This window comes from Synechococcus sp. R60.1 (assembly GCF_047461835.1).
In the GTDB taxonomy this organism is placed as follows: Bacteria; Cyanobacteriota; Cyanobacteriia; order Thermostichales; family Thermostichaceae; genus Thermostichus.
In genome coordinates this window covers 19,684-44,053 of sequence record NZ_JANSIA010000008.1, presented here as the reverse complement: position 1 = coordinate 44,053, position 24,370 = coordinate 19,684, and the positions used below count along the sequence as shown (strand labels likewise).

22 protein-coding genes and 1 tRNA gene are annotated in these 24,370 nt (G+C 59.8%); 11 read left to right on the top strand and 12 right to left on the bottom strand.

Going from position 1 to position 24,370, the window contains the following annotated elements:
* The first annotated feature begins 68 nt into the window (after positions 1-68).
* From folB to NW834_RS02490, 4 genes are all read left to right on the top strand, one after another.
* Positions 69-518, top strand: coding sequence for a dihydroneopterin aldolase (gene folB / locus NW834_RS02505; RefSeq protein ID WP_414413808.1), 450 nt, complete (start codon positions 69-71; stop codon positions 516-518).
* A 30-nt stretch (positions 519-548) separates the two neighbouring features.
* Positions 549-1,130, top strand: coding sequence for a tRNA-(ms[2]io[6]A)-hydroxylase (locus tag NW834_RS02500; RefSeq protein WP_414342126.1), 582 nt, complete (start codon positions 549-551; stop codon positions 1,128-1,130).
* Positions 1,131-1,164: 34 nt separating this feature from the next.
* On the top strand, positions 1,165-2,514 hold the full coding sequence (locus tag NW834_RS02495; protein ID WP_414419280.1) for a sensor histidine kinase: 1,350 nt from the start codon (positions 1,165-1,167) through the stop codon (positions 2,512-2,514).
* A 309-nt stretch (positions 2,515-2,823) separates the two neighbouring features.
* Complete coding sequence (locus tag NW834_RS02490; RefSeq protein WP_414426209.1) at positions 2,824-5,124, top strand: DUF1796 family putative cysteine peptidase; 2,301 nt, start codon at positions 2,824-2,826, stop codon at positions 5,122-5,124.
* A gap of 121 nt (positions 5,125-5,245) precedes the next feature.
* Here the strand turns inward: NW834_RS02490 and NW834_RS02485 are convergent.
* Both NW834_RS02485 and NW834_RS02480 read right to left on the bottom strand, forming a co-directional pair.
* Positions 5,246-5,318 (bottom strand) — tRNA-Thr (locus NW834_RS02485).
* A gap of 66 nt (positions 5,319-5,384) precedes the next feature.
* Entirely contained in the window at positions 5,385-6,995 is a 1,611-nt protein-coding gene (locus NW834_RS02480) for a nitrilase-related carbon-nitrogen hydrolase (protein WP_414419282.1), read from the bottom strand.
* A gap of 231 nt (positions 6,996-7,226) precedes the next feature.
* Here NW834_RS02480 and NW834_RS02475 point away from each other — a divergent pair, with 231 nt between their 5' ends.
* Positions 7,227-7,763: an HNH endonuclease gene (locus NW834_RS02475; RefSeq protein ID WP_011433030.1), complete on the top strand. Its 537-nt coding sequence runs from the start codon at positions 7,227-7,229 to the stop codon at positions 7,761-7,763.
* Positions 7,764-7,772: 9 nt separating this feature from the next.
* Here NW834_RS02475 and NW834_RS02470 read toward each other — a convergent pair whose 3' ends face one another.
* Both NW834_RS02470 and cysC read right to left on the bottom strand, forming a co-directional pair.
* Entirely contained in the window at positions 7,773-8,708 is a 936-nt protein-coding gene (locus NW834_RS02470; RefSeq protein WP_414419283.1) for an alpha/beta fold hydrolase, read from the bottom strand.
* Between the two features lie 96 nt (positions 8,709-8,804).
* A complete protein-coding gene (cysC, locus tag NW834_RS02465) occupies positions 8,805-9,332 on the bottom strand; it encodes an adenylyl-sulfate kinase (RefSeq protein WP_414419284.1) in 528 nt (175 codons plus the stop codon).
* Positions 9,333-9,486: 154 nt separating this feature from the next.
* On the opposite strand from cysC, the gene NW834_RS02460 reads away from it, so the two are divergent.
* On the top strand, positions 9,487-10,752 hold the full coding sequence (locus NW834_RS02460; RefSeq protein ID WP_414419285.1) for an aspartate aminotransferase family protein: 1,266 nt from the start codon (positions 9,487-9,489) through the stop codon (positions 10,750-10,752).
* Here the strand turns inward: NW834_RS02460 and NW834_RS02455 are convergent.
* Positions 10,749-11,165 (bottom strand): hypothetical protein, encoded by a 417-nt coding sequence (locus tag NW834_RS02455; protein ID WP_414349672.1) that lies wholly within the window; start codon positions 11,163-11,165, stop codon positions 10,749-10,751. The two genes, NW834_RS02460 and NW834_RS02455, sit on opposite strands and share 4 nt — an antisense overlap.
* 174 nt (positions 11,166-11,339) lie before the next feature.
* On the opposite strand from NW834_RS02455, the gene NW834_RS02450 reads away from it, so the two are divergent.
* Positions 11,340-12,164 carry a creatininase family protein gene (locus NW834_RS02450; protein ID WP_414416407.1) on the top strand — a complete coding sequence of 275 codons (825 nt, stop codon included), beginning with the start codon at positions 11,340-11,342 and terminating at the stop codon, positions 12,162-12,164.
* A 145-nt stretch (positions 12,165-12,309) separates the two neighbouring features.
* Entirely contained in the window at positions 12,310-12,606 is a 297-nt protein-coding gene (locus NW834_RS02445; RefSeq protein WP_148202718.1) for a hypothetical protein, read from the top strand.
* Here NW834_RS02445 and NW834_RS02440 read toward each other — a convergent pair.
* Entirely contained in the window at positions 12,603-13,853 is a 1,251-nt protein-coding gene (locus NW834_RS02440) for an LL-diaminopimelate aminotransferase (protein ID WP_414413825.1), read from the bottom strand. The genes NW834_RS02445 and NW834_RS02440 overlap by 4 nt on opposite strands.
* A gap of 204 nt (positions 13,854-14,057) precedes the next feature.
* Here NW834_RS02440 and NW834_RS02435 point away from each other — a divergent pair, with 204 nt between their 5' ends.
* On the top strand, positions 14,058-14,945 hold the full coding sequence (locus tag NW834_RS02435; RefSeq protein WP_414349674.1) for a hypothetical protein: 888 nt from the start codon (positions 14,058-14,060) through the stop codon (positions 14,943-14,945).
* Between the two features lie 13 nt (positions 14,946-14,958).
* Here NW834_RS02435 and NW834_RS02430 read toward each other — a convergent pair whose 3' ends face one another.
* The 4 genes from NW834_RS02430 to NW834_RS02415 all read right to left on the bottom strand — a co-directional run bounded on the left by NW834_RS02430 (position 14,959) and on the right by NW834_RS02415 (position 20,214).
* Positions 14,959-16,185, bottom strand: a complete 1,227-nt coding sequence (locus tag NW834_RS02430; protein WP_414419287.1) for a DUF3326 domain-containing protein — start codon at positions 16,183-16,185, stop codon at positions 14,959-14,961.
* Positions 16,186-16,238: 53 nt separating this feature from the next.
* A complete protein-coding gene (gene hemG, locus NW834_RS02425; protein WP_414419288.1) occupies positions 16,239-17,774 on the bottom strand; it encodes a protoporphyrinogen oxidase in 1,536 nt (511 codons plus the stop codon).
* A gap of 118 nt (positions 17,775-17,892) precedes the next feature.
* Positions 17,893-19,203, bottom strand: a complete 1,311-nt coding sequence (locus NW834_RS02420) for a homoserine dehydrogenase (protein ID WP_414330247.1) — start codon at positions 19,201-19,203, stop codon at positions 17,893-17,895.
* Between the two features lie 204 nt (positions 19,204-19,407).
* Positions 19,408-20,214, bottom strand: a complete 807-nt coding sequence (locus NW834_RS02415; RefSeq protein ID WP_414419289.1) for a GvpL/GvpF family gas vesicle protein — start codon at positions 20,212-20,214, stop codon at positions 19,408-19,410.
* A 248-nt stretch (positions 20,215-20,462) separates the two neighbouring features.
* Here NW834_RS02415 and NW834_RS02410 point away from each other — a divergent pair, with 248 nt between their 5' ends.
* Positions 20,463-21,089, top strand: coding sequence for a DUF3318 domain-containing protein (locus NW834_RS02410; protein ID WP_414419290.1), 627 nt, complete (start codon positions 20,463-20,465; stop codon positions 21,087-21,089).
* Here the strand turns inward: NW834_RS02410 and surE are convergent.
* The gene (gene surE / locus NW834_RS02405; protein ID WP_414419291.1) at positions 21,012-21,818 is read right to left on the bottom strand and encodes a 5'/3'-nucleotidase SurE; all 807 of its coding nucleotides are present in this window, start codon (positions 21,816-21,818) and stop codon (positions 21,012-21,014) included. The genes NW834_RS02410 and surE overlap by 78 nt on opposite strands.
* A gap of 175 nt (positions 21,819-21,993) precedes the next feature.
* Here surE and gap point away from each other — a divergent pair, with 175 nt between their 5' ends.
* On the top strand, positions 21,994-23,010 hold the full coding sequence (gene gap, locus NW834_RS02400; protein WP_414419292.1) for a type I glyceraldehyde-3-phosphate dehydrogenase: 1,017 nt from the start codon (positions 21,994-21,996) through the stop codon (positions 23,008-23,010).
* Positions 23,011-23,069: 59 nt separating this feature from the next.
* On the opposite strand, the gene NW834_RS02395 is transcribed toward gap, so the two are convergent.
* Positions 23,070-24,356 (bottom strand): AmpG family muropeptide MFS transporter, encoded by a 1,287-nt coding sequence (locus NW834_RS02395; RefSeq protein WP_414419293.1) that lies wholly within the window; start codon positions 24,354-24,356, stop codon positions 23,070-23,072.
* Positions 24,357-24,370: the final 14 nt, after the last annotated feature.

Genomic DNA, 24,370 nt, shown 5'->3' with positions numbered 1-24,370 from the left:
TGTTTGGAAACAAACAGAATGCTATCGCTGCATAGTTGAACAGTGATGTTCAGCAGTGTTCAGCGTAAATGTATCAGCTACAGATCCCCACCAGTGTCAGCAGCAACAGTCAGCAGCCCTATCCAGATCCCGATCGGATCCCTCGGCGACCCCCCGAGCAGTTGCGGGATCGGCTGATCGTCTCCGGCCTGCGCTACTACGGTTATACCGGCCTTGATGAGGCGGAACGGGCTTCGGGGCAATGGTTTGAGGTGGATTTCGAGTTGTGGGCGGATCTGCGCCCGGCTGCTCTCAGCGGCCAACTGTGTGATAGCCTCGACTACCGTTCTGCAGTGGCCGGGATTGCGGAACTGGTGAAAAGCAATCAGTTTGTGCTGATCGAGAGTTTGGCGGAGGCGATTGCCGAAATGGTGCTGCGGGAGACGGGGGCCAGCAAAGCTAAGATCCGATTGACCAAGTGTCATCCCCCGATCCCAGAGCTGACGGGGCGGGTTACTGTGGAGATCGTTCGTCCCTAAAACTTCTCTTAGCCCTTTTCTACCGACCTTGTGCTTGTTCTAGAACTCGCCTCTCCTACCTCTAAGGACTGGATCGACCAGGCCATCCGGCACATCGATCTGGTCTTGCTAGACCACGCCAACTGTGAGAAAAAAGCAGCGGGCAACGCCCTCAGTCTGCTCTTTCGCTACCCGGCTAACGGGCGTTTGGTGGAAACCCTCTCGCCGCTGGCGCGGGAGGAGCTGCAGCATTTTGAGCGGGTGCATCGCCACCTGCAACGGTTGGGGATCCCCATCAAGCCCTTGTCGGCTGCGCCCTATGCCGGTCGTCTGAACCAACACCTGCGCCGCTCCGAGCCGGAGCATCTGCTCGACACCTTGCTGGTGGCAGCCATTATCGAGGCCCGCAGCCACGAACGCTTGGGCCTGTTGGGGATCCACGCGCCCGACCCAGAGCTGCGGCAGTTTTATCTCTGGCTGGCGGCTGCGGAGGAGCGCCATTGGCAGCTTTACTTGGATTTGGCGTTGGAGCAGTTTCCCGCCGATCAGGTGCAGGAGCGTCTCGATACTCTACTCCAGGTGGAGGCCGAGATCTTGTCTTCCCTTCACCCCGAACCCCGTGTTCACAGCTAGCCCCACTCCGTTCTCCCCCCGCGGTGCAGCTCCCATGTTCCAAGCGACGCGGCAGTGGTTGGCCTTCTGGTATACAACGGTTACGGCAGTGTTGCTGCTGTTGTTTGCCGGCAGCTTCTATTGGTACGTGCAGTCAACCCTGATCGAGCGGGTGGACGATACCCTTGGCCATGTGGTGGAAATTGTCGAGCGGTCTTTGGTGGTGGATGAGAGCCTCTTGGATCCGCAGCAAGCCCGCCGCAGCTTAGAGGCCAGCTTTCGGGATGATCCCAGCACCCTAGAGGACGATCACATCGACTTGGAGTGGTTCGGCCCTCAAGGAACGCTCATCTGGTCCACGGTACCCGGCGGGATCCCTGCCCCCCTGTTGACCGAGAGATCCCTGCACACTGCCCGCATCGCTCCTGGGTATTGGCTGCGTCAGTTCACCGAGCCGATCGTGGCCCATGGGAAGCTGCTGGGCTATCTGCGGGTCAGCCATCCTTGGTTTGAGGTGAGCAAGCCAACGCGACAGTTGATCCGGGATCTTTCCCTGTGGGTGGTGGCCGGCTTGACGAGTGTGGGAGCCATCGGCTGGATGCTCTCCGGTTTGGCCATGCAACCCATCCGGCAGTCTTATCAGCAGCTCAAGCAATTTACCGCCGACGCCTCTCACGAGCTGCGCAGCCCCTTGGCCAGCATTCAAACCGCGGTACAGGTGGCTTTGGCGGATTCCCAATTGGATGCCGACACCCGGCAGCGCTGGCAGATGGTGGAGCGGTTGTGTTTACGGCTGGGTCGTCTGGTGGATGACCTGCTGTTTCTGGCCCGCCACGACAGCGGTATGGTGCCTTTCCAACCCCGTTGCTGTGCGCTGGATGCTCTGCTGCTGCAGGTGGTGGAAGAGCTGCAGGGCTTGGCCAACCAAAAACAGATCCGCTTGCAGCTGGATATTGCTGCCCCTGAGAGCGGGACGGAACCTTCTCCCGCCCAGGTGGATCCCTTCGGCTTTTGGGGAGATGAAGATCAATTGGCCCGCCTGTTTACCAACTTGATCGAAAATGCCCTTCTCCACACTCCCCCCCAAGGAGAGGTGCAGGTGAGGCTGGAGCAGCGGCTGCGCTCTGGATCCCCAGAGCTGGTGGTACGGGTACAAGATACCGGGCCAGGGATCCCGCCTCAGGCTCTGCCCCATGTGTTCGATCGCTTTTATCGAGCAGATCCGGCTCGCAGCGGGGATCCCGGTCGCCTCTCGGGGTCAGGTTTGGGGCTGGCGATCGTCAAAAGCATTGCCCAACAGCATCAAGGTCAGGTGCAGGTGGAGAGCGAGCTGGGCCAGGGATCCAGCTTTGAGGTCATTTTGCCGCAGCGACAGTTGGAAATCTGTACCCCAGAGAGGGTCTGAAAGTGCTCTGGAAAACAGACAGCCCTCGGTCAATATGCTAGCTTTAAGCCAAGATTGACTGAGTCTTTATTCAGAACTGTATTAAGAACCGTATTGGCCCAGTTGAACTGGATTTTTGGGTACTAGAGATCTTTCCTTTCCAGATTTAAGAACTTCTCTTTTTCCCGGATAAAACGGCAGAGATGGGATCAGCTCCCAGGCTCTTGCCCTTCTCAGCCGGCTGCTGAGCTGTTGATTGGGTGATGAGTGAGTGCAGTCCGCCCGCGCAGCCCCACAATTTTCCATTGAATCCTGTGCCAGGAAAACGTTATGTATCGCTTCCAGGTTCGTGCCATCACCCAGCCGGGCGAGAGAATTGCCTTGGTGGGATCCAGCACAAAATTGGGCTCCTGGGATCCCTGCCATTGCATTTGGCTGCAGACGGATCCCGCTCATTATCCGCTGTGGTGGGTAGAGTTGCCGTTGAGCCCGGCAGATGGCGCGCCCGGCCCGCTGTTACCCTACAGTGGATGTTTAAAAGAAACTCCTCGAGTGGAGTACCGATATCTGCGCGTGCAAGCCGGTGGGCAAGTGATTTGGGAATCCACCGCTGTCAATCGCTGGGTGCCCCTTGAACCAGAACCTTTGCCGGCAGTTTTGATTGTCGAGGATGGGGAGTTTGGCCAGATCCCTGCCTATCCTTACGGCTATTTTGCCGATCCCATTCCTGAGGTCGAACCGGAAAATCCGCAAGGGCTAAAAGTCGTCATTTTGGGCAGCTCCGTTGCCCTGGGGTGCAGCGCTTGGCTGTTGCGAGGTTGGGCTTGGCTGTTGCAGAAAGCTCTGCAAGAACGCTATGGCCATCAAGTGCGAAATCTCTCCCAATTGGGGGCCAATGTCAGCCGAACTCTGTTGCGGTTTGAGCAGGCGGTGATCCCTGAACGTCCTGATGTCGTTATTGTTGCCCTGTCCTTGGGAAATGAAGGCTTGGTATCGGCCTTGCCCCAGCATCGCCGCGCCCTGCAGAGGCGGTTTGAAAACGGCCTGCAGCGGCTAATTCAGCGAATTCAAGACATTGGAGCCTTGCCAGTTCTGGGAGGGGTTTATCCCCATGCAAACTACGGCCCAGAACAGCATCTTCTTTTGCAAGAAACTCAGCAGAGAATGCTCGACTGGGGATGCCCTGTGTTCAATTGGCTGCCTCATTTGGAAGATGGACAGGGCCGCTGGAAACCAGACCTTGCTTTTGACCCAGCTCACCCCAATTCCAAGGGTCATCAGGTCATGTTTGAGGCCATCGATCTCTCTCTTTTGGATCCCGGCCAAGTTAGTTCAGCTCGTAGAAAGCTTGCTCAACCCGTTGGAGAACGGGTCGTTTTTGCAGATGAGCATGGTTTTTGGGTGACTGCAGAAACAGGCAAAAACCAATTTCGCATCGTGAATATAACTCCCTACCCTTACACCATCACGCCCACTTGGCAACCTTTGCAAGCCGCTTTCCAAAAAGCAGGTCTACAGCCGGGTCTGTATGTTGGCAAAAGCGATGAAAGGCTAGGGGATGCTACCTTATATTCCCTTTCCGTACAAGAAGATGGTTCGGTGCAAACCACCCTCTCCGTTCCTGCAGATGCCGATCTGGTCTTCTCCCCAATAGCTCAGTTCTTTTCCTCGGAATCAGTAGAAACGATCTTCGAGGATGGATCGTTGATCCTTCTCAAGCTCAGTGGATCCTCAGAAGGCTCTTCTAATCCCATGCCTCGCCTGTGCGTGATCAACCAGAGCAATCACGAGTACAACATCCACCCCATGTGGAAGGAAGTGCGGGCCGCTCTCAAAGCCATGCCAGCGGGTGTTTATGAAGATCCGAGCCACCGCGAAGCTCTCTTCCGAACCCTGATGATCGGGGAAGGTGGCCTCGAAAGTCGGGTAAAGGCTGCTCCCGAATCGGTCATGCTGCTGGAATACACCTGCAAATTATCGGATATTCATCGTGTTGCCATTGTGCCGTTAGGGGATCGCTGCGCGGTGCGAATGCTGCTCTACAAGTTGGAATATGATGGGCCTGCCTTTCCTTTTGATTTGACGCGCACCAGCAATTTGGCTGATGTGGCCGATATGATCCACAACGAGTTTCAGGGCATGTGGGATCCGCAATATTTGCACTACAGTCCTGAAGATCGGCGAATTTACCACAGCAAGTGGACGGGCCTCTCTTTTGGCCATGAGGTGGAAGAGGGGGAGGATCCACTTCAGAATATGCACCCCATCCATGAGCGAATGCGAACTCGCTACACTGCTCGCGCCAAGCGTTTTATGTATGTTTTGGAAAAAGCCGATAAAGTCTTGTTTGTGCGCACAGGGGGTTGCCGGCGAGAGGCCGTTGTTGACTTAATGGATAAGCTGGCGGCTAAGCGCAGGGGCAAGCCTTTTCTGCTGCTGATTGTTTCTCCTCAGTCTTCTGATGAGTTTGCCGGGATCCCCAATGTTATCCATTATGAGATGGAGTTAAATCCCGACCGCATGTGTGCAGATCCTGAGCATTGGAAGTACTGCACAGGGGTAATGAGAGATATTCTCCATTCTTTGGGGGTCTCTACCCGAAATCTTTTCTGGTGCCCTCCACAACTGTAGCCGTTCCAAGGTTTCACTGCAATTCGAAAGAATGATCGCTGCTGCCCAAACGCTCCGCGCCGCTTCCGCGACCACCCCCAACTCTTCTCCCAAAGGGACTCTGAGGTGTTCAACTCCAGAAAGCTGATGATCGGACTCGAACCGACGACCTGCTCATTACGAGTGAGCTGCTCTACCAACTGAGCTACATCAGCAGGGCTTTGAAGTGAGGACTGGATAGAAGAATCCGCAGACCCACCGGTGGGCCTATCGATTCTAACTCATCCTTGCCTTGCTCGGGATCCCCAGCGCCATAGCCCCAAAGATAGCCCCAACGTCAGCCACGCCAGCCAATCCCCCGCGCGATTGTAGAAAGTTGTCTCAGAACGCCGCTTCACTTCTCCCGTGATCACCCCCCGCTGAAAGATGGGGCCAACCTGCTGGAGCCGACCTGAGGGATCCACCACCAGATTGCCGCCTGTGTTATTGACAAACACCACGCCCCGCCGATTTTCCACAGCCCGGAAAACCGAGAGCTGGCCATGCAACATCGGCCAGTGGCTATTACCAAACCAGCTATCATCCGAAATCACGATCAAAGACTCGGCGCCGCGACGGGTTAAAGTTCGGCTGGGCGCAGGCAAGACGCTCTCCAAGCAGATCATCACCCCCAAAGGCCCGAAAAGCTCCCCTCCGTCCAGAGGCCGATAGCCATCGGGTGAAGGCACGTAGCGCCCCGACTCGAAATAGGGAAAGATCCACTGCTTGCCAAACCAATCCAGTAAGTTGCCCCGGGCGTCAAACAACAGGGCCGTGTTAAAAAATCGCTGCTCTGGCTCCGGCAAATGGGCTGTGCGGGGATCCGGCTCTGTTGCCCCCGTAATCAAAGCGCCTTCCGGCGGCAGAATCGCTTGCATCGGCTCGATCACGTAGGGTTCCAGGCCAGTATTCAGCAGCCGTGCCCGCAGCGCCCCCTCCGGCCAAATCACCAACTGTGCCCCAGCAGCCACCCCCTGGGCAGAAAGCTGATGCAGCTCCCGGTAGCGCTCCAGGCGGTAGTTCCAACTGCGATCGGCTTCCAGCCAAGCCACCTGCTGCACCGCCGCCACCCGAAAGCCGGGATCCCTGTTTTCGACGGCCAAGGCATCGAAGTAGGCCAGGCGTGCGCTTCCATAGGCCAAGACCAGCCCCGTCAACCCCAGGCCGCAGGCAAGCGTACCCCAGAAATCCCTGTTCCTGAGCATCTCACCCAAAACGTTTCTCAGGGATCCCCCAGCCGCCTGCCACCGGCTAGAAATCTGCCTGGCCATCTGCCAAAGAACCCCATTGACGAACACGGCATAGAAGGTAACCCCCCAGATCCCCGTAACATCGGCTACTTGGATCCCGAGGGGCCAGTCGAACAACAGGGATCCCCAGTGGAAAGGGATGGGCCACCAGAGCAAGCCCAACAGCCCATCCAAGCCCGTCCAGACCGTGGCCAAACCCAGCGGACGTGCCCAAACCGGCAGGGGACGGCTCAGCTCCAAACTGAGGAGCGTAGCGGTGGTGAAAAAGAGGGGGATCAGGGGAGCCACCACCACGCCCCCCAGGATCTCCCAGGCGCTCAACACCTTAACCGAGAAGGGATCCACCCAGAAGGCATACAGGCAAACCCAAAACCAGAGGCCATAGGCCAAACGCCACCGCGCCCACCCTTGCCGTTGCTCGCACAGGCCAAACAGCAGGGCTAAGCCCAGCAGCGCTCCCGGAAACCAGTGCCACCAGCGGTTGGGGGATCCCAGACAAAGCAGCGCAATGGCCAAACCCATCAGCCAGCGGGATCCCTCGCCTGGATTTCTCTTTTGGGGCAGATCCTGCTGTTGAGTTGAAGATTTCAGTTCCAGCTTCATCACCTCAATAAAGTTCAGCCTATTCGGGAAACCCCACGTAATGCCCTAGGATTGAACACGCCCTTGCCAACAGATCTTCTCCAGAGTAGCGTTTTGCAGCAGCCGGGAATATCTCCTGGAGCACAGAACTCCTACTGCTTGAATCTAAAGCTGTGTTAACATTTTGCATAACTTCAGGGGGCTGGCGCCTTCCGGCTTGGGTTGGGGATCCCGTCAGCGGTGCGCGGCACTATGGGCAAGGTTTTGGTTTTGAATGCCTCCTACGAGCCGCTCAACATCACCAGTTGGCGCAGGGCAGTCGTTCTTTTGCTTAAGGGCAAGGCCGAGCAAATCGAGCACAATGGCCGAGTGGTGTACGGCAACATTCCCTTGCCCACCGTCATTCGTCTGCGCCACTATGTCCACGTTCCCCACAAGGAGATCCCACTTACGCGCCGCAACGTCCTCTACCGGGATGGGCATCGTTGTCAGTACTGCGGCTGCTTCGGCGAAGATCTCACCCTGGATCACGTGATCCCTCGCTCCCGTGGCGGCGGGGATACTTGGGAAAATGTGGTCAGTGCCTGTGTGCGTTGCAACGTGAAAAAAGGGAACCGCACCCCCCGCGAAGCCGGTATGCCCCTGCTGCGCCAACCCCGCCGTCCCCACAGCACTCTTTACTTTGAAATCTCCAAAGCCGTCGGCAGTGGTTCCCATCGAGAATGGTCTAAGTACACCATCGGCCTAGAAGGGGATCCCCAGGAGGAATTGTTGGACAGCCCAAGCTAGACGGGCCGCCTAGGGATGGACTTCCGATACAGGGGCAGCTTTGGAAATGGGGGGAGAAGTGGTGGCTGGGATCCCGGTCTCGATCCACCGGTGAATCAGGGCATTGACCTCTTCGGGGCGCTCATCGTGGGGGCAGTGGCCAGCCTCCAGGAAGTATTCCACTGCTTGAGGGTAGTGGGCCCGGTACAGCTTAGAGCGTTCCCGAGCCCGCATCCAGGGATCCCGTTCTCCCCAGATCAACAACAGCGGGCGCACCAAGCTGCACAGCAGCTCATCTACATACCGTCCCTTCTGCCCACCTCGCATCAAGGCCACAAACACATCGGCAGCCCCCGGATCCTGGGTGGGGCGATGGATGGCCTCGACCAGCTGATCGGTCACGGCTGCCGGGTCGTAGTAAACCTGCTTCAGCTTGGCTCGGATCACGTGCGGCTGCCGCAAATACTGAAACAGCAGGTAAGACACCAGGCGCTGGCGCAGGCCCCAGCCCACCAATCCGCCTATCCATTGCCGCCATCCGGTCGGGGATCCCTTGAGGGTGGAAAACCCACCTGCCCCATTCAAAAGCACCACGCCCCGCACCCACTCCGGCCACTCCGCCGCAAAACTGAGCACCACATAGCCGCCCAGGGAGTTGCCGATCCCCACCACAGGCCGACGGATTACCTGTTGGCAAAAGTCCCGCAGCTGATCCCGCCAGATTTCGGCGCGGTAGTCCCAGTTGGGCTTGGCGGAGCGACCGAAACCCAGCAAATCAATGGCATACACCTGATAATGTTGAGCCAATTCGGGAATGTTCTTGCGCCAGTGGTCGGTAGAGGCCCCAAAGCCGTGCACCAGAAGCAGAGGCTGCCCCTGCTCACCCTGTCTGACGTAATGAACCGACTGCCCTCGCCAGATCCACCGCGCCGAAATGGGAGTGGCCGATGCCGATGTCGAAGCCATAGGAGTTGCTTGTAAGCCTTTCTTAATTCTAGGTTCTTTGCAGCTACTCCGGGGGGAAGCCCACCCTCTACGGGCAGCGTAAGAGCAGCGAGTCTGCTACAAATAACCTCTGCTTTTCAAGCTTTGCACCACTAGGTCAATACATTCGGAGATGCTTTGCTCGGCAGTTTTGCACACCACCTCCGGGTGTTCCGGCGGCTCGTAGGGATCGTCGATGCCGGTAAAGTTCTGGATTAAGCCTGCCCGCGCCTTTCGATAGAGGCCCTTCACATCCCGACGTTCGCACACCTCCAAAGGGGCATCCACAAAGACCTCGATGAAGCTGCCAATATATCGCCGTACCTCCTGCCGCACCGCCCGATAAGGGGAAATAGCCGACACCAGCACAATCACCCCGTGCCGAGTCAGCATCTCCGCCACAAAGCCGATGCGGCGAATGTTCTCATCCCGATCCGCTTTGCTGAAGCCCAGACCCTTGGTGAGATGTTGCCGCACCACATCTCCGTCGAGCACCTCCACCGGCAGCCCCCAAGCGCGCAACTGCTGGGCCACGCCGCAGCTTAGGGTGGTTTTGCCCGCCCCGCTCAACCCTGTAAACCAGACCGTTACCCCCCGCCGCGACATCTGTCTGTTTGCTTCTGTCTGTTTGCTGTGGATCCCTGAATCTTTGGCCCCGCCAGAATATCATCTCCAAAGCAGGGTGGTACACTCGAAACACGGCTTGCGCCAGCCCCAAAGCGCTCCGCGCCGCCAACACGACAGCAATCTTTTACCGGCCATGTCTCCTCTAACTTCGCCTCTTGCCAGTGCCACTTCGGGATCCCCGACAACTGCCGAGCTGTTTGCCGAGCATGTGATGTCCACCTACGGGCGCTATCCTTTAACCCTGGTGCGCGGGCAGGGGTGTCGAGTTTGGGATGAGCAGGGGCGGGAGTACCTGGATTTTGTGGCCGGCATTGCTACCTGTACTCTGGGGCATGCCCACCCGGTGTGGATTCAGGCGCTCACCGAGCAGGCGCAACAGTTGCATCATGTTTCCAACCTTTACTACAACCAGCCGCAGGCGCAACTGGCCCAATGGCTGACCCAGCACTCCTGTGCCGACAAGGTGTTTTTCTGCAACTCAGGGGCGGAAGCCAATGAGGGAGCCATTAAGCTGGCTCGCAAGTATGCCCACACGGTGCGCGGGATCCAAGATCCGATGATCCTCACCGCCCATGCCAGCTTCCATGGCCGCACCCTGGCCACCATTACCGCCACCGGCCAGCCCAAATACCAAAAAGACTTTGCCCCTCTGGTGCCCGGCTTTGATTACGTTCCCTACAACGACATCGAGGGCACAGCAGCGGTGTTGGAGCGCTGGGGCGAGCGGGTGTGTGCCGTGCTGTTGGAGCCGTTGCAGGGGGAAGGGGGGGTTGTGCCGGGGGATCCCGCCTATTTTCAATGGTTGCGCCGGATCTGCAGCGAGCGGGGCATTCTGCTGATTTTGGATGAGGTGCAGGTGGGCATGGGCCGTACTGGTATGCTGTGGGGCCACTGTAACCTGGGGGTGGAGCCGGATGTGTTCACCTTGGCCAAGGGCCTGGCCGGTGGGATCCCCATCGGGGCCTTGTTGGCGAAAGACTTTTGCGCCGTGTTTCAGCCGGGGGATCACGCCAGCACCTTTGGGGGCAACCCCTTGGCTTGTGCGGTGGGCCTGGCGGTTTGCCGCACGCTAATGTCGGAGAGTTTGGTTTGGAATGCCCAGCAGACAGGGGTGTATCTGCGTCAGGGGCTGTCCCGCTTGGCGGAGCAGTTTCCGCAGCTCGTTGAGCAAGTGCGGGGCTGGGGCCTGATTCAGGGCTTGGTGGTGCGCATCCCGGCGGCTGAAGTGGTCAAGGCAGCCATGGACTGCGGGCTGTTGTTGGTGCCGGCAGGATCCCAGGTGGTGCGCTTTGTGCCCCCCTTGATCGTCACCCCGGCAGAAATTGACGCGGCTCTAGCGATGTTGGCATCGGCTTTGCAAAGGTTGGCCGCCTCCCTTGGCCATTCCGGGGCAGCCTAGCCTCGCCAGACTTGCCGCAGAAAGGCCTGCAACTGCTGTCGGGCAGGGAGCTCGTGGGGAGCGGGATCCCTTGCCTGTTCCAGAAGGGGCAATACCTCCTCCGCATAGGCCGGAACAAAGCCGGCAGCAGGCCAGAGCAAATCCGAGGTGGCCCGCAGGTTGAAGACTTGGGATCCCTGCCTGAGCAGGAGAGGCCGCACCCAGAGCAATGCTGGGGATCCCGCCGCAAGATTGTGGAGAGAAGCCTGAATCAGCTCCACATAGAGGGTGGCTTGCGGCCCTGGCAGGGCGAGGATGGGACGGGGTGAGGGGGGAGCGCTGCCCACTTCCGCCGAGGCGGGCAAAGGGCGCCCCAGCAGACGCAGGCCCTCAACAGAGTCACACTGGGCGGGCAAACAAGGCAACAGGGTCATGCAATCGTTAACTGAAGACGATATGGACTGTACTGATCCTAATCGATGGCCTCCTTACTTTTCTTTGGCAGGCGGGTTGGCCGGGGATCCCGTCTTTGCGGGCATTTCGTGAACCCGATTTTGTGGCATGGTGCTAGGTAGCTTTCTGATCAAACTTGAACGGATCCCGCCATGATGCACACTTTTGTCCCGCCCCACCGCTTTTTCCCCTACCTGACCTGGACGGAGATCCAGGCCATGCCCGACAAAGAGAACGTGGTGATCATTCAGCCGGTTGCCTCAATCGAGCAACATGGGCCCCACCTGCCCCTGGTGGTGGATGCCTGCATCGGCACGGCGATCATTGGGCGCGCCATGGAGAAGCTGGAGCCTGAGATCCCGGCCTATGTTTTGCCCACCCAATGTTACGGCAAAGCCAACGAGCATTGGCATTTCCCCGGCACCATTACCCTCTCGGCTCAAACCCTGATGGCGGTGCTGGCAGAAGTGGCAGAGAGCATCTACCGAGCTGGGTTTCGCAAGCTGGTGTTCCTCAATTCCCACGGTGGCCAGCCACAGGTCCTGGAGATTGTTGCCCGCGATCTGCACCAGAAGTATGAAGATTTCATGCTGTTTCCGGTGTCGGTCTGGCGCGTTCCCCACGAAGGACGAGAGCTGTTTACCGAGAAAGAGCGGGAATTGGGTATTCACGCCGGCGATGGGGAGACCAGTATGCTGATGCACCTTTTGCCCGATACGGTGCGAACCGACCGATTGGTCTGCGAATATCCCCACGATCTGCCGGAAAACAGCCTGCTCAGCATGGAAGGGCGGATCCCTTTCGCTTGGGCAACTCGCGATCTCACCCAGAGCGGAGTTTTGGGCGATGCCACCGCCGCCACGCCGGAGAAAGGCAAAGTTTTGGTGGAGTCCATGTCTGACGGCTGGGTGCGGCTGATCCGAGATCTGCACCGGTTCCAGCAGCCCAAGGCTTGGCGCAAAGCCCCGCTGCTGGTCTAGGGATCCAGGCAAAAGACCTACGGCCTGCTTTGTGAAAGGCTTTCGCCAGAACTGGCCGACCAAGATACGACCTGCTGACGCGATCAGGGCAGCTTTTTGCTGGGCTGCTGCAAACTCTATCTGCCCAATGGGAAAGGGTGATACCTTGGCCCCAGAACACACCCGTTCTGGTGGAAATGGGGTGGATTTGGGCAAAGTTCACCTGGCCACTGCCCATGAGGGTATGGATATCTTCATCGCTAACGGTCAGGAGCTGCAGTCGAAGCGGCAGTACCCGGAAAGCCGAAGGGGAAGCTGGCCCAGTTGCTGCGTTGCAGGCAAAAGGGTTCGCGGCGGTATCGCCGACTGGTTCGTCATCTTTCCTGTCGGGCCCAAGCTGTTCGCCTCTGGCGGCGGGGAGCGCCTGAAAGAATCCTCGCCCTCTGGGTCAAGACTCAATTAACCAACGGCTCCAGCCCCCGCAAACACGCTGCCAATGCGGCGCATTGCCTCTTCCACGTTGGCGCGGCTGTTGAAAGCGGACAGGCGCAGATAGCCCTCTCCGGCGCTGCCGAAGCCAGAGCCAGGGGTACCCACCACATGGCAGGTGTGCAGCAGCTTGTCAAAAAACTCCCAACTGCTCAGCCCAGCGGGTGTTTTCACCCAGACGTAGGGGGCATTCACGCCGCCATAGACTTGGATCCCCACTTCGGCCAACTGCTGGCGAATGATGCGGGCATTTTCCAGGTAAAACTGCACCAGACCTTGCACCTGCGCTTGCCCCGCTTCGGAATAGACCGCCTCCGCCCCCCGCTGCACAATGTAGGACACCCCGTTGAACTTGGTGGATTGACGGCGATACCACAAGCTCCACAGATCCACCCAGGATCCATCGGCAGCTTGCCCCCGCAAAGACTTGGGCACCACCGTAAAGGCACAGCGGGTGCCGGTAAACCCAGCGGTTTTGGAAAAGGAGCGGAACTCGATGGCACATTCCCGCGCCCCTGGAATCTCGTAAATGGAGTGGGGGATCCCGGGCTCGGTGATGTAAGCTTCGTAGGCGGCGTCGAACAGGATCAAGGAGTTGTGGGCACGGGCATAGTCCACCCAGTTTTGCAGATGCTCCCGTGTGGCCACTGCGCCTGTGGGGTTATTGGGGAAGCAGAGGTAGATCACATCCACCTTTTGGCTGGGCAGGCTGGCGGTGAAGTGATTTTCGGCAGTGATGGGCAGATAGACCAGGCCCTCGTATTCGCCGCGTTCGTTGGCCGGCCCCGTATGGCCCGCCATCACGTTGGTGTCCACATAAACCGGATAGACAGGATCCGTGATGGCGATGGTGTTGTCGTGGCCGAGGATATCCAGGATGTTGCCGCAATCGCACTTGGAGCCATCGGAGACGAAGATCTCGGAAGCGTCGATATCGCAGTTGCGGGCCTGGAAGTCGTGCCGGGCAATGGCCTGGCGCAGCCACTCGTAGCCCTGCTCTGGCCCATAGCCGCGAAAGGTGGCCCGTTCCCCCATTTCCTCCACCGCCCGGATCATGGCCGTTCGACAGGCTTCCGGCAGCGGCTCGGTGACATCGCCAATGCCCATTTTGATAATTTGAGCTTCGGGATGGGCGGTGGCAAAAGCCTGCACCCGCCGGGCGATCTCGGGAAAGAGATAGCCGGTCTTGAGCTTGAGGAAGTGGTCGTTGATCCTGGCCATGGAGGTTTGCCGAAGAGGAGGTCATCGGCTTTTCAGTGTAGCTGTTCGCGCTAGCGGGACGGAGTCCTTAGCCGGTTCCGGGCCAGAACTCTTCTACGTCGCGGTTCCCCTGCCCATAGCAACAACCCCGGCGGAGGCGGGACGGAGTAGGATGCTACCTTGGCAAAGATCCTTTGGAGAGCAGGGATGAAGCAGCAGAGGGGAATGGCTCGGCACGAGAGGTGGGCGGTGGGCCTGTTGGCGATCTGGGTTTGGCTGAGCTGGGGGATGGGGGCCTGGTCTGCTCCCCTTTGTCGGGATCCCCTCTTGCTGCGGCAGATCTTGGCAGCTCTGGGCCGCCCGGAGGTGAAGGTAGAGGAGGTGGCCCTTTTTGATTCGGATCAGTGCCTTGTCCAACTGGTGCTGGATCGTCAGGGGTTGAGCGGATCCCTGCCGCCCGAAATAGGCCAATTTCGCCGGTTGCGAGCCTTGTCCCTCAGCCACAACCAACTTTCCGGCCCCCTGCCGCCCGAGCTGGGGCAACTCAGCCAGTTGGAAAACCTGTTTCTCGACTACAACGAATTCTCCGGCTCCATTCCAGCCGAGCTGGGGCAGCTGCGCAACCTGCGCGGCCTGTTTTTGGATCACAACCAGCTCTCTGGGCCTATTCCCCCCCAACTGGGGCAACTGCACCATCTGGAAAACCTCATCCTGCAAAACAACCGCCTCAGCGGCACCCTTCCCGGCCAACTGGGCCAGATGAGCTCCCTCAAGGGCCTGTTTTTGGATCGCAATCAGCTCTCTGGGCCTATTCCCCCCCAACTGGGGCAACTGCGCCACCTGGAAAACCTCTACTTGTCGGACAATCGCCTCAGCGGATCCCTGCCCCCCGAGCTGGCTCAGCTGAATCAGTTACGGGATCTGCGCCTGGCACGTAACCAATTCACGGGAGAACTGCCGACCTTTTTGGCAGAACTGCCCCGACTGGAGCGGCTGCACATCGAGGGAAACCCCGGCCTCTGCTTGCCGGCTGCCCTATCCGAGTGGTTTGCCGGCCTAAACCCAGCGGATCCCCTGCCGGCTCCCATCTGCTCATGGACTCCGTCCCGCTAACGCGACCGGTAGCCTACTGGGACTCCGTCCCGCTATCGCGAAAGGACTCTGTCCCACTATTGTGCTCTGCACCGCTGTCACGAACGCAACAGCGTCGCGTAGCAATAACGGCGCAAGTGTGGGATCCCAGCTTTTCCGGGGGGGAGGGGGAGAGCCGTAGCGACGACCAGGCCACTCCTGCTCGGTGGGCCACCACCACTCCAATCGCCTCTAGATAGGAGGTTACCGATACATGAGGGATCCCCAACTGGCGGGGATGCACCTGCATCACGGTGGTGTTTTCCTCGACGGCAATGAAAAGCGGAGGACGGGCAAGGACTCCGTCCGTTCGCGTCAGCGGCGGAGCATTGTGGTGGGGTTGCGACAGCGTTGCGGAGCCATAACGGCTGGCCAGGTGCAGCAAGCCAGGCCCCCCAAAGGCAGTGGCCGGGGCAATGACGCTGTCCACCTGCTCTGCTGTCAGGTCGCCCGGTTGGGCGGGATCCCCGCTCTTGACGAACTGGGGAGCGTAGCTGAGGCCCACCAAAACCGAAGGCAAGAAGGTAAACCCCACCTCTTCAGCAGCAGCGCGGGGGTGAACCGGCTTGGGGAAAGTCTCAGGGTAGAAAGCGGGGGCATGGGCACAAGGGATCCGCAACTCCCGCACCACCAGGTGGCTGATCAGGGCTTCGACGCCGGCCAGGGGATCCACCCCCCTTCCCTGCTCGTACTGGCTGAAGTCCAAATCATCCGGAAAGCGGGCCACCACGGCAATGGCCTCTGCCCCCAGGCGAACCAGCTCCTGGGCAGTCTCCAAGAGAGCATCAGGCTGGGCCAGGGATCCCTGGCTGGCCCCGGAGGGGGAGAAGCTGACGGAAACGCCCAAGGGTTGGCGGGTCAAGCGCCAGGGGCCGATGTTGAGCCCCAAGGTGGCCTGAGCGGCTTGCATCACCTGCAGGTGGCGTTGTTGCAGATCGGGGGGGATCCCGGCATCCAGCACCACCCCAACACAGTTTTGGCGCACTGGCCGCAAATTCCACACCCCCGCACAGAACTGATCCAGGCCGTACCCTTCCACGTACAACACGTTCCCCATCGGCCAAAACAAACTGGCTCCGTTTAACACGTTGGGATGGGTAATGACCCGCTCTGCGGCTGCTGCCAGAGTGCGGGCAACAGGCAGGGCATCCCCGGCAAAGCCGCCAATGCGGGCACCAATGCCGGTGGGGATGAGCAGGAGGCTGGTGTAGGGATGGCTCATGCTGCTATGTCTACAGCACTCTATGCTGCTACACGCGAACGGGAACCGCACCGCTAACGCCGGACGGACAGGATCTGCTGGGCTAGGGCCTCGGCCCGCCGCACACAATCTCCCAAGGCCACGCCATCCAGGTAGTTGGCACACACCCACACCCCTGGGGTTTGGTCGGCCAGGCTGGCCTGCAATTGGGCAATCCGCTGCCGGTGGCCAAGCGTATATTGCGGGATAGCCTGGGGCCACAGGCGCTCTCCCAGGCGGATGGGTTCGACAGGGCGGGTGAGCAGGATCTGGCTGAGTTCTGCATGCACAATTTGGGCCCGCTCGTCAGGGGAGAGCGCCGTAATGGGCGGGATCCCTTTCTGGCGGGCAAAAGCCGCATCGGTAGCTCCCCCGATGAAGCTGACCAGGCAGTGATAGCCCTGAGGAGCCCGCTCTGGGAAGAGGGAGGAGGCCCAGATGGTGCCCAGGGTGCGCAGGCCCTGAGAGCGAGGGATCAGATGGCCAAACCCTCGCAGCGGCTGGGGAAGGGCTTCTTCTGGATAGGCCAAAGCCACCACCGCCACAGGCGGGTAGGGGATTTCCCTCAGCAGCCGGCTGGCCTGGGGGTTGAGATCCTGCAGGAGGGTGGCAGCAGCGTAGGCAGGGAGGGTGAGCACCACCTGTTGAGCCGCCACCCAGTGGATTTCTTCTGGGGCCGTGTGCTCTGCACCGCTGTCGTGTATGACGAAGCCCACCCGGTAGCCCGTCTCATCCCGCTTGAGATGCACAGCCCGCCAGCCCAGCCGCAGCGCACTGCCCAGTTTCTGGGCAATCGCCTCAGGTAGCTGCTGCAACCCCTGCCGCAGGTTACCCAGTTGGCCCCGCTTGGGAGGAGGTTGGATAGGGGAGTTGCCGCTGTCCTGGTGACGGGTTCGCGGGAGCGTCGCGTAGCGATAACGGCTGCGCAAAGCCTGCACAGCACCGGCAAAGAGGCTGCCGTAGCGTTCTTCCAAGCCGGCAATGCGGGGGAAGGCTGCCAAGGCGCTGAGCTGATCCGGATCCCCGGCATACACCCCTGAGGTGAAAGGTTCGACCAGCCGCTCTACCACCTCGGATCCCAGTTGCCGCTGGAAGAATTGCCGCACCGTTTCCTCTCCGCCTGGCGGCGGCGCAACAAACCCCAACAAGCCGCGCAAGGCCCGCAACTTGCCGCCCACGCTCAACAGCCGCGAGCCAATGGCTGCAGAAGGGCTCAGGGGCACCGGCAGCAGCTCTTTTTCCCAGTAGATGTAGCGGGGCAGCTTGGCATCGGCCAGCACCAGGTGCTCCGCCAAGCCCACCTCGGCAATGAGGTTAAGCAGGGCGGGGACGGGGGTAAAGCTGTTGGGGCCCTCTTCCCAGCGATAGCTGTCTTTGGATTGGGTGGAGATACAGCCCCCCACGCGGGAGCTGGCCTCGGCCAGGAGCACCGGCTGGGTGGAGTCATCCCTGGAGGATAGGCCCTGTTGCAGTCGCAAGGCTAACGTTAGGCCGCTGATGCCCGCCCCGACCACCACCACCTCGGCCTGCGAGGGCTGCGTCCCGCTAAAGTGCTTAACAGAAGAGTTCATCTTTTGGGTTCCAACGGGGTTTTCAATCCTCAAGAGTCAAACAATTATGCTCTGAGCCGCTCCCCGTCCCACCAGCGCGTTCGCGTCAGCGGTGCGGAGCATTTTGGATCTATAGCAGCTAGCGCAGCACCCGAAATAGGCTGGGGATCCCGGCTACCTGGGGCAGTTGTTGGATCTCGGCCAGCGCCTGCCGGCAGTCGGCCTCCCGGACGGTGTGGGTGAGAATCACAATCTCCGCCTGCTCTTGGTGACATTCCTTTTGGGTAATGCTCTCCAGGCTAACCCGGTGGCGACCGAAGCAGGTGCCAATCGCCCCCATTACCCCCGGCTGATCCTGAGCCAACACCCGCACGTAAAACTCCGACTCCAATTCCGAGAGAGGGATCAAAGAGGCGGCAGCGGGGAAGCAGGAGAATCCCCACAGCGGATTGGGGGCATCAGCCCCCGTTTGCCGGTGGGCAATCAGGGTCAGCAGATCGCCAACAACGGCACTGGCAGTCGGCCCCCGCCCCGCCCCCGGCCCCGACAGCACCACCTGCCCCAAAGGATCCCCCTGCACCAGGACGGCATTGTCCACGCCGTTGATGTTGGCCAAGGGGTGGGTAGAGGGCAGAAGGGTGGGGTGAACTCGGATGTCCAAGGCCATCTTCGCTGCCTCCCCGCCAGAGTTGGCCCTTTGGGCGATGGCCAAGAGCTTGAAGGTGTAGCCCCACTCGCGGGCATAGCGAATGTCGGTGGGGCTGATGCCGCGGATCCCTTCGCAGGGGATGGCTTCCCGCTTCACAGACACCCCGAAAGCAAGGCTGGCCAAAATGGCGATCTTGTCGGCGGCATCCCACCCTTCCACATCGGCGCTGGGATCCGCTTCGGCGTAGCCGTGGGCCTGGGCCAGGGCCAGGGCTTCCTCAAATGAGCTGGCCGCCTGGGTCATCTGGCTGAGGATGAAGTTGGTGGTACCGTTCACAATGCCCCAGACCGCCTGGATGTGGCTGGCCTGCAGGGACTGTTGCAAGGGCTGCAGAATCGGAATCCCGCCCCCGACTGCCGCTTCCAAGAGCACCGAGACTTTGGCTTGGGCTGCCGCCTGAAAGATCTCCTCCCCGTGGCGGGCGATCACCGCTTTGTTGGCCGTGATCACCGGTTTGCCGTGGTCAAGGGCTTTTAAGATCAAGCTGCGGGCCGGCTCCAAGCCCCCCATCAGCTCGATGACCACGTCGATTTCCGGATCCGACACGATTTGCTCCAGATTGGTGGTCAGGCGCTCAGGCGGGATCCGCACTTGCCGTGGCTTGTCCAAAGAGCGCACCCCCACCGCCGCAATCTCAACCGACTGCAAGAGAGGATGCCGGGGTTGCTGCAGAATTTGCACAACACCCGTGCCAACCGTGCCCAGCCCCAATAGCCCAACTCGTTCGCGGTAGCGGCGCATAGCGCTTTAGACCACAACTCTTCCTTTTGCCTGCTGTTCCCGTTAGCGGGACGGAGTCCTTTGCCCTGTGAGGGCTCCGCCTCGCCAATGCAAACAGGAAGCGGACGGGATCCCCTCACCATTATCACGCTTGGATCCACGCTCTGCTAACGCGACCATGATCCGCATGCAGAGCACTTTGTTCGCGCTAGCAGGACGGCGTCCTTAGTTGGGATCTATACACTTGTCCGCCAGAGAATCCCGTAAGGCACGGACAAAGTGATAAGGGGGCAAAGGGGCGCTCCAATCCAGTTGCCAATGGGGGTGCTGATCCAGCCAGGTTTGGGTGAGCTGAGCGGCGGCTTCCCACTCGGCAGGGGTGAGCAAAAAGTAGAGCCGCAAGGCCTCTCCCGGTTGGGGATCCCCCCTTTGCACAGGCCAGGTGGAAGGCCAAAGCTGCTGTAGGGCTTGCTGCTCCTGCTCTTGCTGCTCTTGGGCCTGTCGTTGCTGGAGATAGGCTTGCTTGCGGGCCAACAGATAGGCCGTCCCGCTTAGGGAGGGCTGTGGCTCCGGTTGGGGCTGAGGTTGAACCCTTCCTTTGAGACAGTACTCGGCCCGCCCCCCAATGGCTGCGAGGGCTTGTTCGTACTCCGTCTGCCGGGACAGCAGATGGGATCCCAGCTTTTCTGCTGAGAAAAAGCAGGTGCCAAAGCGCAGGGGCAGCACCGGCATCTGGGCGAACAGTCGGCAGATCACCTGGTCGTGGCGCAGGGCAGAACGCACCAACACCTCATCCGAGACTTGCAGCGACTCCGGATCCGGCATCGGCTCCACAGCAGCGGCAATTCGGCTGCCTGTCGGGGAGAACACCTGCACCGACCGATGGATCCCCTCGGTTTGCCGGATGAAGGGCAAAAGTTCTGGAGCTGGCTGCGGGAAGAAGGCGTAGGTGTAAAGGGGGCTGTTGATACTCTGCTCATTCCCGTCAGCAGTACGGAGCACTTGGGGTTCTGGCTGAGCTGGGAAGGTCATGGTCTCGGATTTAAGACGAGTAGGTAAGACGGGTAGGCTTGCCTTCCCAGTCTACGCAACCTAGGATTGGGATCTTTGAAACCTACAGGGTTCCACCTATAGAGTTCCACGGCCAGAGTTCCACGGCCAGCCTGGAGATGCGATAGACTAACCTCGCATCGGTTCTGCACAGGCTGGGGTGTCTGGGGCCGGAACAGCGCCCGTGTTCAGGCGGGCTCCCCGCCTCAATGCCACTAACAGGTGAGGCCATGAACAGCCGCCCAGATTTCAAATCCTTTGAAAAAGAAGAAACCGAACGGTTGCGGGATCTGCTCCCCGCTTCTTTCCGACCCTTGATCAGCGTCGTTCCCCACTTCGGGGGTGAAGCCATGCTCATCTCCCGCCGCAAAGCCCCTTGGCAGCCCCAGGGCACCATCGCCATCGATTTTCGCCGTTGGCAAGGGATCCCTCAGCCGCAGCGGGATCTGTTGTTTCTGCGGGAGGTGGGATGGCTGGGCAACCGCAACTGGCTGCAGCCGGGGTTTTACCAATCGCTGGCCTTGATGGGGGGCATCACCACCGTGGCGGAGCTCTCTTTGCAGCACCCCTTTTCCGCTCTGTTGGCAGGTGGCATTACGGCTCTCTCCGTCCGGCAGATCTGGCAAAACCTGAACCGGGAGAGCGCCCATTTCGACGCCGATGAATTTGCCCTGCGCCGTGCTCAGTTTCGCGGCTACACCCGACAGGAGGCCGCTCAACACCTGGCAGATGCCATAGAACAGGTTCTGAAGCTGGATCCCACCGATATCCTGACGGCGCTACGGCTGCAACGGCTGAGAACCATTGCCCGCAACCTGGCTTCTACCCCCCCCAGCGGAAACGCCTGGTCGCGTTAGCGGGACGGAGTCCTTGGCCAGTTGCACTTGGGTGATGGCCACCCGACCGGAGAAGCAGATGTCGGTATCGGTTTGGGGATCCCGAGCGCGCTCCGCATAGCGGCCCTGATAGCGAAACCACAGCGACTCTGCCCCATTTCCCTCGGCTTCCACCGCATAATCGAGCGGCAGGGGTTGGGTGCAGAGGGGACAATAGACCCGCTCCGGCAGAGGGGATCCGGCGGGCAAGTGGGGCAGGTTCACATTCCAAAACGCCCCCCTGGGCAGGGGTTGTTCCATCAGCTCCGCCAAGATTTCCCGCGTCCACCGCTGGGCTTGCTCCCAGTCGATGGGTTGGCCCCCTGCTCGGTATTGGGAAATGGCAATTCCCGGGATCCCGCGCATCGCTGCTTCCCGTACCGCCGCCACCGTTCCCGACAGATACACATCCGATCCAAGATTTCCCCCCTCGTTGATACCGGAAAGCACCCAATCCACCGCTGGGGCCAGCTTGAATAGGGCCACCCGCACACAGTCGGCAGGGGATCCCTCGACGGCAAAGGTGCGCTCGCCGCGGGCCAAGGCTCGAAAAGGTCGCCCCGTCGTCACCTGGTGGCTGCAGCCGGAAATCTGCTGGTGGGGGGCCACAATCCAACAGTGTTCTTCCGGGATGAGAGAGTTGAGGGCCAACTTGAGGTTGGCCAGCCCGGCAGCCTCGATGCCGTCATCGTTGGTCAGCAATACCTTCATTCCTACTTTTCCCTTCTGCCGGCAACTTCTTGGGTGAGTCCCAGTGGCAAATCTGGAGATCTTGGGTGCAAAAGCGATGGGGATCCCGTTCTTCTTCTACCCTATCCCTAGGGGGGCAGCGTCTCCCATGCCGCGTCCCCTGATCCATCGTATAAACTGATACCGGAGGATTGCGATGACCACACGGGTAGCCATTAACGGATTTGGTCGCATTGGGCGGGCCTTCTTGCGGGTGCTGCTGTCTCAGCCAGCTCGGGAGCTGGAGGTGGTGGCAGTCAATGACCTGACCGAACCCGACAACTTGGCCTATCTGCTCCAGTTCGACTCGGCCTATGGGCGCCTTCCCCAAACCGTGAGCGCGGTGGACGGGCATCTGCAAATCGGCAACCACCTGAAAGTCCGGGTTTTGGCAGAGCGGGATCCGGCACAACTGCCCTGGAAAGATCTAGGGGTTGACCTGGTGGTGGAATCAACCGGCTTGTTCACCAAACGAGAGGGGGCGGCCAAACACCTGGAAGCCGGGGCCAAAAAGGTGATCATCTCTGCTCCTGCCAAAGGCCCCGACTTGACGGTGGTGATGGGGGTCAACGATGACCAATACGACCCAGAGCGGCATCACATCATCTCCAATGCTTCCTGCACCACCAACTGCTTGGCGCCGCTGGCCAAGGTTTTGTTGGATCGCTTCGGCATCGAGACCGGCTTTCTCACCACTTGCCATGCCTATACCGCCACTCAGGCAATTGTGGATCGCCCGGATCCCAAAGATTATCGGCGGGGCCGCTCGGCAGCGGTGTCGATTGTGCCTTCCACCACTGGGGCTGCCACGGCAGTGGCCGAGGTTTTGCCCGCCCTGAGAGGAAAGATGGATGGCCTGGCGTTGCGGGTGCCCACCTTGACCGGCTCGATTGTGGACTTTGTGGTGCGTACCGAGCAGCCCATCACCAGAGAAGCCGTCAACCAAGCCTTTGTCGAGGCTGCAGAAGGCCCGCTGCGCGGCATCCTGGCCATTGCTCCACCGGAGATCGTATCGGCGGATATTGTCGGGGATCCCCACTCTTCCATTGTGGATTTGGGATCCACCATGACCTTAGGGGATCGCACGGTGAAGGTGCTCTCCTGGTATGACAACGAGTACGGCTATGCGGCGCGGCTGGTGGATCTGGCGGCCAAAATCGGGGCTGCGCTGTAGGCGGCCATCCTTGTTGCGTTCAAGGCAAGGCTATTAGAACCGGATTTGCGGTGGGGCAGTTACGGTTCAGATGCGGTTGTGGCCGGGGTTGCAGGCGATGAAGGGGGGCCGAGCCACAGCAGGATCACCATTGCCGGAGCGGCTGTCATCGCTGTAATCAAATAAAACAAAGGCCAATTGACCGCAGCCGCCAAATAGCCTGACACAGCCCCGGCCAAGGTTCCCCCCACGGCAAATACACTGGTGAGCAAAGCATACTGGGTGGCACTAAATTGCCGATCGCAAAGGCTCATCAAAAAAGCCAGAAAAGCAGCCGTGCCCATGCCCCCGGCCATGTTGTCGAAAACGGTTGCCCCCAGCAGCAGCGGATAGTTTTGCCCCACCAACCCAATCGCTCCCAGGCCCAAATTGCCGATCCCTTGCAAGGCTGCGAAAATGAACAGGCAGCGGTAGGTGCCGATGCGGCTGACCCACTCCCCCCCCACAAAAGCCCCAGCCAAGGTGGCCAACAAGCCTATCCAACTGCGGATAATGCCCAGATCGCTGGTGCTAAATCCCGTCTGCAACAAAAATGTAGGGGTCATTTGCCCTGCCAAGCTGTCCGGCAACTTGAAGCAGACCACAAACAGCAGGATTGCCCAGGCCAGGCGATGCCGCCAGAAAGATTGAAATGGCTCGAGGATAGCCGCCCGCAAAGAGGTAGGCTTGAGGGCGCTGTTTTCCGGCTCAGGGGCCAAAAACGAGGTAATCAACCCGATCAACATCAGCAGCGCCATGATCCCGTACACCTGCCACCAGGGCAAATAGTCCGCCAAGATCAAGCTCACGCCACTGCTGACCAACAGCGCGATGCGGTAGCCAAATACGAAAATGGCTACCCCTGCCCCCATCTCCCGCTCTGCCAAGATATCGGTACGGTAAGCGTCCACCGCGATGTCCTGAGAGGCGCTCAAAAAAGCCACCAGCAACCCCACCAGAAAGATCGGGCGGGTGAAAACTGTGATGCCCGGCCAAGTCTGGGACAGCTCTTCCCATCCCAAGGCTTCCAGCCAGGTTTGGGTCGGATCCTGAAAACCCAGTAGCCCTATGCTGAGCAGCAACAGCACCTGGGTCAGGGCCATCCACCCCCGCCGCCGACTGCCCCGCAGGGATCCCGGTGCCGGCAACAGAAATCGATCCAGAACAGGCGACCACAGGAACTTGAAGGAGTAGGGCAAATTGAGCAGGTTAAACAAGCCGATGGCAATGGTGGTCAAGCCCGCTTGGGTCAGCCAAGCATTCAAGGTGGTGTTGATCAACAGCAGCGGCAAACCCGAAGAAAATCCCAACAGCAGCAGGACGCCCATCTTGGAGCTGCCGT